Genomic DNA, 8,355 nt, shown 5'->3' on the forward strand with positions numbered 1-8,355 from the left:
GGATGGAGGCCGTCAGGGCGCGGAGGGAGCGGATGGCCAGCTGGTGCGGGGAGCCCGGGCCCGTGCAGGGGGTGTCCGTGGCGGACCAGAGTTCCAGGGCGATGCGGATGGCGTCCGTGGCGGCCGCCGCCAGGAGGCGGATCGAGAGGGGGTCCGCCGTTTCACGCGCAAGGCGGGTGAGGACGGGGACCAGGGCTTCCTCGGAGTCCTGGTTCACGCGGTACCAGACGGCGCGCAGGGCCGGGTCCGTGGCTGCGGCGCGGAGGAGGCCGCGGGTGACCTCCAGGCCTTCGGCGACGGCCTGGGGGGCGGTGAGGGTGCGGGTGATCGCGCGTTCCAGGGCTTCCGCGACCGGGGTGCCGGGGGCTTCCTCGGCGAGCATCGCGCGCCAGGTGTCCCCGCCGGTGGCGAGGAGCGGGGCGACGGCCTCCTGCTTGTTGCGGAAGTAGCGGTAGAAGGTGCGCAGGGCGACGCCGGCGCGGTGGGCGATGTCCTCCGCGGTGGTGCCGTCGGGGCCGTGGTCGGCGAAGAGGGCGCAGGCGGCGCGGGCGATGTCGAGCTGGGTGGCGGCCTTGCGGCGCTCGGTCAGGGACTGGGCTGCGGCGGGGCCGGTCCGGAGGGAGTACGGACGAGGGGATCTCACGGGGGAAGCCTACCGCTCCGGGGGGCCCGTAATGCGCGTTTTGGCACTCTGGCAAAGCGTGTCACGGCACGGGTACGCTCAGCTCATGAACCGTTACGAAGGACGACGCGTCCTCATCACCGGCGGCGGCTCCGGCATCGGCCGGGCCACCGTGCACCGCATCCTGGCCGAGGGCGGCCGCGTCCACACCGCGGACGTCGACGAGGCCGGCCTGAAGGCCACCGCCGAGCGGGCCGCCGCCGACGGGCACGCGGACCGGCTCACCACCGCCGTCCTCGACATATCCGACGAGGCCGCCGTCGCCGCGGCCGTCCCCGCCGCCGTGGAGGCCCTCGGCGGGCTCGACGTCCTCGTCAACGCCGCCGGCATCCTGCGCTGCGCCCACACCCGGCAGACGTCGCTCGACCTGTGGAACACGGTCCTCGCCGTCAACCTGACCGGCACCTTCCTCATGATCCGCGAGTCGCTCCCGGCGCTGCTGGAAGGCGACCGCCCCGTCGTCGTCAACTTCAGCTCCACCTCGGCGTCCTTCGCCCACCCCTACATGGCCGCCTACGCGGCGAGCAAGGGCGGCATCCAGTCCATGACGCACGCCCTGTCCGCCGAGTACAGCAAGCAGGGCCTGCGCTTCGTCGCCGTCGCGCCCGGGTCCATCGAGTCCGGCATGACCACCGGCGCCGGCCCCGGCCTGCCCGAGGACACCGACTGGAGCCTGTTCGCCAAGCTCGCCCCCGCGATCGGCCAGGGCTTCGCCCCGCCGGAGACCGTCGCCGGCGTCGTCGCGATGCTGGGCTCCGAGGACGGTGCCTTCATCACCGGCACCGAGATCCGCATCGACGGCGGCACCCACCACTGATGACTTGAGGAAGTGACTCAGTGGTCGTAGGCGATCAGTGAGCGGGTGACTGGTGCGCCGGTGTGATCGTTGTGCCGGATCGCGGCGGCCACTGCCAGGATGCGCTGGGCGACTCGTACGGCGACGCCCTCGAAGGTCCGGCGGCCATGTTGCTCCAGGTCGTGCCGGCCTTTGAGGGTGTCGTCGACCGACTCGATGAGTTGGCGGACCCTCTTCCAGGCACACGAACTCGGAATCGCTCGGCACGGGGGTCGACCGATGCCTCGGGTCCCGATCTCGTCGTCGACCCTCACGTAAAGTGCGGTCACAAGGGTGTCCAGATCAGCGTGCACGCGGCCTCCGGGTCATCGTTGCTCGGCAACGCCGATCCCGGTCACCCTCGCCGAGTATGGGTGGGGAATCGTGAAGGAGGGGGCGTGAGCGATCGTCCGGGGTACTGGGATCCGCTCCCGGCTGTGCGTGCGTCAGCCGGAACGGCACTGCCCTGGAGGGAGACGGTCACCGTCCTTGCTCCGGCAGAGACCTACCTGACGGGCCGCTGGGCCGAGCGGAACTGGCGCAACGTGCCGGGACCGTTCTACGGCGCGCAGACAGACACCTGCGAGATGGGTCCCGAGGTCGCACCACAACACATCATGTGCGACGAGACCGGTCAGGAGTTCGTCTTCCGTCAGCCCCGGAGGCCTGCCGAGGTCAACAGCGTGCTCCTCGCGGCCTGGAACGATCCCTGCGGCCAGTACGGCATGGACGGCGACCAGTGGTGGACCACACAGTCCGTTCGGGCCTGGTGGCAGGAACGCGCACGACTCCGGGAGTGGGCCGAGCGCTTCTCCACCGCCCCATCCGGCTCCCACCACTTCCCATACGGGTTGGCCGACCTGCTGTCCTACCTCGATGGTGACCTGAAGGCCCACCTCCGCGGCTACCTCTTCTGGCTGGAAGAGGGGCGCCCTCCGACCGGCGCCGAGATCCTGCCCGACCTGTAGGCCCCGCAGGCATTCGGAGACACCCGTCCAAGGCCTGCCCGGCCCCGCCCCTCAGCCGCCGAAGCGCTCCCACAGCCGGGGGAAGCGCTCCGCCAGGACCGCCTCGTTCTCGAAGTCGAGCGGGGCGCCCGCCGGCTCCGCGGCCTGGAGCGGGATCCCGAGGTCGGGGGCGACCGTCCCGGTCAGCTGCTCGTACGCCTCGTCCGCGGCGTAGCCCAGCTCCTCGCCGTCGCCGTCGATCTCCTCGTCGAACTCGTCGAGGAGCCCGGCCAGCGCGTCCGGGTCGTGGAGGGCGCCCTCGAAGACGTCCCGCCCCTGGCCGATCAGCCAGCAGCGGAAGTAGTCGAAGGCGTCGTCGCTCGCGCCGTCGAGGAGCACCCACGCGGCGCCCCACAGGTCCCAGGTGTACGCCCGGTTGTAGCGGGACTCGAAATGCCGGGCGAAGTCGAGGACGGAGTCCGGGTCGAGCTGCGCCAACCGTTCCACCAGCAGCTCGGCATGCTCCTCGGGGTCGCCCTCGGCGGCCTCGCGGGTGCTGTCGACGATCTCCCAGAACTCCGTCTCGTCCATCACGGCATCCAGCATCACGGGTCGGCCGGTGGCCCGCCACCGCGAGAATCCGACAGCGCCCCGCCAAACGCCGGAGGCGGCCCCGCCCCCTGCTCGGGGGGAGGGGCCGCCTCCGCGGCACGAGGGCCCGCGCGCCGGCCTGCGGGCCGGCGGCCGGCTCAGAGGCCGTAGCGCTCGCGCGCCTCCTTCACGGACGACGCCGGCACCTCGCCGCGGCGGGCGAGCTGGGCCAGCGCGGCCACGACGATCGACTGGGCGTCGACACCGAAGTGGCGGCGGGCGTTGTCGCGGGTGTCGGAGAGGCCGAAGCCGTCCGTGCCCAGCGAGGTGTAGTCCTGCGGGACCCACTGGCTGATCTGGTCGGGCACCTGGCGCATCCAGTCGGAGACGGCCAGGACCGGGCCCGGCGCGCCCTCCAGCACACGGGTGACGTACGGGGTGCGCTCCTCGCCGCGCAGCAGGGCCTCGTCGGCCTCCAGCGCGTCGCGGCGCAGCTCGCCCCAGGAGGTGGCGGACCAGACGTCGGCGGCGACGTTCCAGTCGGCGGCCAGCAGCCGCTGCGCCTCCAGGATCCAGTGGATCGCCGTACCCGAGGCCATCAGCTGGATCTTCGGGGCGTCGGCGGCCGGGGCCGCGTCGCCGAGGTCCGCCGCCGTGTTGAAGCGGTAGAGGCCCTTGACGATGCCCTCCTCCACGCCCTCGGGCATGGCCGGCTGCGGCTTCGGCTCGTTGTAGACCGTCAGGTAGTAGAAGACGTCCGAGTCCACACCGGGGGTGGGCTCCCCGTACATGCGCTTCAGACCGTCCTTGACGATCACCGCGATCTCGTACGCGAAGGCCGGGTCGTAGTTGAGCGAGGCCGGGTTCGTGGCCGCGATCAGGTGCGAGTGGCCGTCGGCGTGCTGGAGGCCCTCACCGGTCAGGGTGGTGCGGCCGGCGGTCGCGCCGACGATGAAGCCCTTGCCGAGCTGGTCGGCGAGCTGCCACATCTGGTCGCCCGTGCGCTGCCAGCCGAACATCGAGTAGAAGATGTAGAACGGGATCATCGTCTCGCCGTGCGTCGCGTACGACGTGGCGGCGGCGATGAAGTCGGCCATGGCGCCGGCCTCGGTGATCCCCTCGTTGAGGATCTGGCCGTCCTTGGCCTCCTTGTAGTACATCAGCTGGTCGCGGTCGACCGGCTCGTACGTCTGCCCCAGCGGCGAGTAGATGCCCGCGGACGGGAAGAGGGACTCCATGCCGAAGGTGCGGGCCTCGTCGGGGACGATCGGCACCCAGCGGCGGCCGGTCTCCTTGTCCCGCATCAGGTCCTTGACCAGGCGGACGAAGGCCATCGTGGTGGCCATCTCCTGCTTGCCGGAGCCCTTGAGCAGCGGCGCGAAGGACTTGTCGGCCGGCTGCGGGAGGGCCACCTGGTGGACGCGGCGGGCCGGGGCCGGGCCGCCGAGGGCCGCGCGGCGCTCCTGCAGGTAGCGGACCTCGGGGGAGTCGGCGCCCGGGTGGCCGTACGGGACGACGCCGTCCTCGAAGGCGCTGTCCGGGATCGGGAGTCCGAGCAGGTCGCGCATGCCCTTGAACTCGTCGATCGTCAGCTTCTTCATCTGGTGGTTCGCGTTCTTCGACTCGAACCCGGCACCCAGGGTGTAGCCCTTGACGGTCTGCGCGAGGATGACCGTCGGTGCGCCCTTGTGCTCCAGCGCGGCCTTGTACGCGGCGTACACCTTGCGGGGCTCGTGGCCGCCGCGGGAGGTGTGGAAGCACTCGGCGATCTTGGCGTCGGACACCAGGGCGCCGAGCGCCGCGAGGGCCGGGTCGCCGCCGAAGAAGTGCTCGCGGATGTAGGCGGCGTCGCGGGTGGCGTACGTCTGGAACTGCGCGTCCGGGGTCTCGCGGAGCCGGCGGACCAGGGCGCCCGTGGTGTCGAGGCGGAACAGCTCGTCCCAGGCGGAGCCCCACAGGGTCTTCACGACGTTCCAGCCGGCGCCGCGGAACTGGGCCTCCAGCTCCTGGACGATGCGGAAGTTCGCGCGGACCGGGCCGTCGAGGCGCTGCAGGTTGCAGTTGACGACGAAGGTCAGGTTGTCGAGGCGCTCGCGGGCCGCGAGGGCCAGGGCTGCCGTCGACTCGGGCTCGTCCATCTCGCCGTCGCCGAGGAAGGCCCAGACGTGCGAGTTCGAGGTGTCCTTGATCTTCCGGTTCTCCAGGTAGCGGTTGAAGCGCGCCTGGTAGATCGCCGAGAGGGGGCCGAGGCCCATGGACACCGTCGGGAACTCCCACAGCCACGGCAGGCGCCGCGGGTGCGGGTAGGAGGGCAGGCCGTTGCCGCCGGCCTCCTGGCGGAAGTTGTCGAGCTGCTGCTCGGAGATGCGCCCGTCGAGGAAGGCGCGGGCGTAGATGCCGGGGGAGGCGTGGCCCTGGATGTAGAGCTGGTCGCCGGAGCCGTCGGCCTCCTTCCCGCGGAAGAAGTGCTGGAAGCCGGTCTCGTACAGCCAGGCGGCGGAGGCGAAGGTGGCGATGTGGCCGCCGACGCCGTACTTCGAGCCGCGGGTCACCATGGCGGCCGCGTTCCAGCGGTTCCAGGCCGTGATGCGGGCCTCCATCTCCTCGTCACCGGGGAAGTCCGGCTCGGCGGAGGTGGGGATGGTGTTGACGTAGTCCGTCTCCAGCAGCTTCGGCAGGGCGAGGCCGGCGCTCTCGGCGTGCTGGAGGGTGCGGCGGAGCAGGTATTCGGCGCGGCGCGTACCGGCGGCCTTGGCGACGGCGTCGAGCGAGGCCGCCCATTCGGCGGTCTCCTCGGTGTCGCGGTCCGGGAGCTGGTCGAGCTCGCTCGGAAGCTTTCCTACGGGGTCGGACATCGGTGTGCGCCGCCTTCCGGACAAAGGAGAGGTGGTGAAGAAGATCCCTGACGGGCAGGACAGGGGGCGGACTCCGGTGGGGGTCCGCCCCGACTGTAAATCCCTGATCGATGATCGATCAAACGTTTGCGGTCAAGATGACGGACATCAGGCAAAAGTCGGCACCGGGTGCCAGGATTCCAGGCACCCGGTGCCGGTCAAATCGGTCGAAAACGGACCCGGCCCGGTTCTGTCAGGCGCGCGGCGCACACCCCAGGACATGCCGCTTGACCAGCACCCCGATGTCCGGGTCGCGACTGCGGAAGGCCTGCACGAGGGCCTCGTGCTCCTCCGCGTACGACTTCTGCACCGTCCCCAGCCAGCGGATCGACAGGGCCGTGAACACCTCGATGCCCAGGCTCTCCCAGGTGTGCAGCAGCACGCTGTTCCCGGCCGCCCGCACCATCTCCCGGTGGAAGCCGACCGTGTGCCGCACCTGCGCCGTGCCGTCCTCCAGCCGGTCCGCCTCCCAGAGCGCCGCCACGTGCGGCTCCAGCGCCGAGCAGTCCTCGGCCAGCCGCGGCGCCGCCAGCTCGGCCGCGATCTGCTCCAGGCCGGCCCGCACCGGGTAGATCTCCTCCAGGTCCGCCGCCGACAGGTTCCGCACCCGTACGCCCTTGTTGGGCGCCGACTCGATCAGCCGCAGCGTCTCCAGCTCGCGCAGGGCCTCCCGTACGGGCGTCTGGCTGACCTCCAGCTCCACGGCGATGCGCCGCTCGACGATCCGCTCGCCGGGCTTCCAGCGCCCGCTGACGATCCCCTCCACGATGTGCTCGCGGATCTGCTCGCGCAGCGACTGCACGACGGGTGGGGTGATCATCGGGGCTTCATCTCCTGTGAAGTCGTGCACAGCTCTGATGCGTAGACAATACGGCGCAGTAGCCGCACGGGAAGGTTCCGCGCACGGGGTCGCCGGGTGAGGCTGGTTACAGCCGCGGAGGGAACGACGGCGCCCCCGCCCGGATCGGTTCCGGGCGGGGGCGCCGTGCGTGCTGCGACGGGAGCCGTCGGCGGGCGGGCCTTACAGGCCGAGCTCGACCTCGAACTCGCCGGCCTCCAGGATCGCCTTGACCGCGGTGAGGTACCGGGCCGCGTCCGCGCCGTCCACCAGTCGGTGGTCGTAGGACAGGGTCAGGTACGTCATGTCGCGGACGGCGATGACGGTGCCCTCGGCGGTCTCCTGGACCACCGGGCGCTTCACCGTGGCGCCGATGCCCAGGATCGCGACCTGGTTCGGCGGGACGATGACCGTGTCGAACAGGGCGCCGCGCGAACCGGTGTTGCTGATGGTGAAGGTCGCGCCGGACAGCTCGTCCGGGGTGATCTTGTTGCCGCGGACCTTGCCGGCCAGGTCGGCGGTCGCCTTGGCGATGCCGGCCAGGTTGAGGTCGCCCGCACCCTTGATGACCGGGGTCATCAGGCCCTTCTCGGAGTCCACGGCGATGCCGATGTTCTCCGAGTCGAAGTAGGTGATGGTGCCCTCGTCGTCGTTGATCCGGGCGTTGACGACCGCGTGGGCCTTCAGCGCCTGGGCGGCGGCCTTGACGAAGAACGGCATCGGGGAGAGCTTGACGCCCTCGCGCGCCAGGAAGGAGGCCTTGGCCTTCTCCCGCAGCTTCATGATCTTGGTGATGTCCACCTCGACCACGGACGACAGCTGCGCCTGCGAGTGCAGGGCCTTCATCATGTTGTCGCCGATGACCTTGCGCATGCGGGTCATCTTGACCGTCTGGCCGCGCAGCTCCGAGACCGCGGCGGCCGGAGCCTGGGCGGCCGGGACGGCGGCAGCGGCGGGAGCCGGAGCGGCGGCGGCCTTGGCGGCCTCGGCGGCGGCCAGGACGTCCTGCTTGCGGATGCGGCCGCCGACGCCGGTGCCCGTGACGGTGTTCAGGTCGACGCCGGACTCCGAGGCGAGCTTGCGCACCAGCGGGGTCACGTACGCGCCCTCGTCACCGGCGGAGGCCGGAGCCGCGGGAGCGGCCGGAGCGACCGGGGCCGGAGCGGCCGGAGCCGGAGCCGGAGCGGCCGGAGCGGCGACCGGGGCCGGAGCGGCGACCGGGGCCGGAGCAGCGGCCGGAGCCGCGCCGGCGGCACCGATGACGGCGAGACGGGCGCCGACCTCGGCGGTCTCGTCCTCGCCGACCAGGATCTCCAGCAGCGTGCCGGACGTCGGCGCGGGGATCTCGGTGTCGACCTTGTCGGTGGAGACCTCCAGCAGCGGCTCGTCGGCCTCGACGGTCTCGCCGACCGACTTCAGCCAGCGGGTGACGGTGCCTTCGGTGACCGACTCGCCCAGTGCGGGCAGCACGACGTCCGTGCCGGACGCGGCGGGCGCGGCGGCAGCGGCGGGGGCCTCGGCGGCCGGAGCCGGGGCCCCCGCCGCTGCCCGGCCCTTATACACATCTG

At 71.7% G+C, this 8,355-nt stretch carries 8 protein-coding genes; 2 read left to right on the forward strand and 6 right to left on the reverse strand.

Features of this window, described 5'->3' with window-relative positions:
• Nucleotides 1–643 (reverse strand): TetR/AcrR family transcriptional regulator (locus EF903_RS24005; protein WP_125546441.1); only part of this gene is annotated, 643 nt, incomplete at its 3' end.
• Between the two features lie 85 nt (nucleotides 644–728).
• On the opposite strand from EF903_RS24005, the gene EF903_RS24010 reads away from it, so the two are divergent.
• Entirely contained in the window at nucleotides 729–1,499 is a 771-nt protein-coding gene (locus EF903_RS24010; protein WP_125546443.1) for an SDR family NAD(P)-dependent oxidoreductase, read from the forward strand.
• Nucleotides 1,500–1,516: 17 nt separating this feature from the next.
• Here EF903_RS24010 and EF903_RS36135 read toward each other — a convergent pair whose 3' ends face one another.
• Nucleotides 1,517–1,831, reverse strand: coding sequence for a hypothetical protein (locus EF903_RS36135; protein ID WP_125546445.1), 315 nt, complete (start codon nucleotides 1,829–1,831; stop codon nucleotides 1,517–1,519).
• Nucleotides 1,832–1,915: 84 nt separating this feature from the next.
• On the opposite strand from EF903_RS36135, the gene EF903_RS24020 reads away from it, so the two are divergent.
• On the forward strand, nucleotides 1,916–2,485 hold the full coding sequence (locus tag EF903_RS24020; protein ID WP_221888763.1) for a ferredoxin: 570 nt from the start codon (nucleotides 1,916–1,918) through the stop codon (nucleotides 2,483–2,485).
• 51 nt (nucleotides 2,486–2,536) lie between these two features.
• On the opposite strand, the gene EF903_RS24025 is transcribed toward EF903_RS24020, so the two are convergent.
• The 4 genes from EF903_RS24025 to sucB form a co-directional block, all read right to left on the reverse strand.
• Nucleotides 2,537–3,055: a DUF4240 domain-containing protein gene (locus tag EF903_RS24025; protein ID WP_125546453.1), complete on the reverse strand. Its 519-nt coding sequence runs from the start codon at nucleotides 3,053–3,055 to the stop codon at nucleotides 2,537–2,539.
• Nucleotides 3,056–3,213: 158 nt separating this feature from the next.
• Nucleotides 3,214–5,910: a pyruvate dehydrogenase (acetyl-transferring), homodimeric type gene (aceE, locus tag EF903_RS24030; RefSeq protein WP_125546447.1), complete on the reverse strand. Its 2,697-nt coding sequence runs from the start codon at nucleotides 5,908–5,910 to the stop codon at nucleotides 3,214–3,216.
• Nucleotides 5,911–6,142: 232 nt separating this feature from the next.
• A complete protein-coding gene (locus EF903_RS24035) occupies nucleotides 6,143–6,766 on the reverse strand; it encodes a GntR family transcriptional regulator (RefSeq protein WP_125546455.1) in 624 nt (207 codons plus the stop codon).
• Between the two features lie 204 nt (nucleotides 6,767–6,970).
• On the reverse strand, nucleotides 6,971–8,355 hold a 1,385-nt coding region (sucB, locus tag EF903_RS24040), incomplete at its 5' end, for a 2-oxoglutarate dehydrogenase, E2 component, dihydrolipoamide succinyltransferase (RefSeq protein WP_125546449.1).

This window comes from Streptomyces sp. WAC05292 (assembly GCF_003949955.1).
GTDB lineage: Bacteria > Actinomycetota > Actinomycetes > Streptomycetales > Streptomycetaceae > Streptomyces > Streptomyces globosus.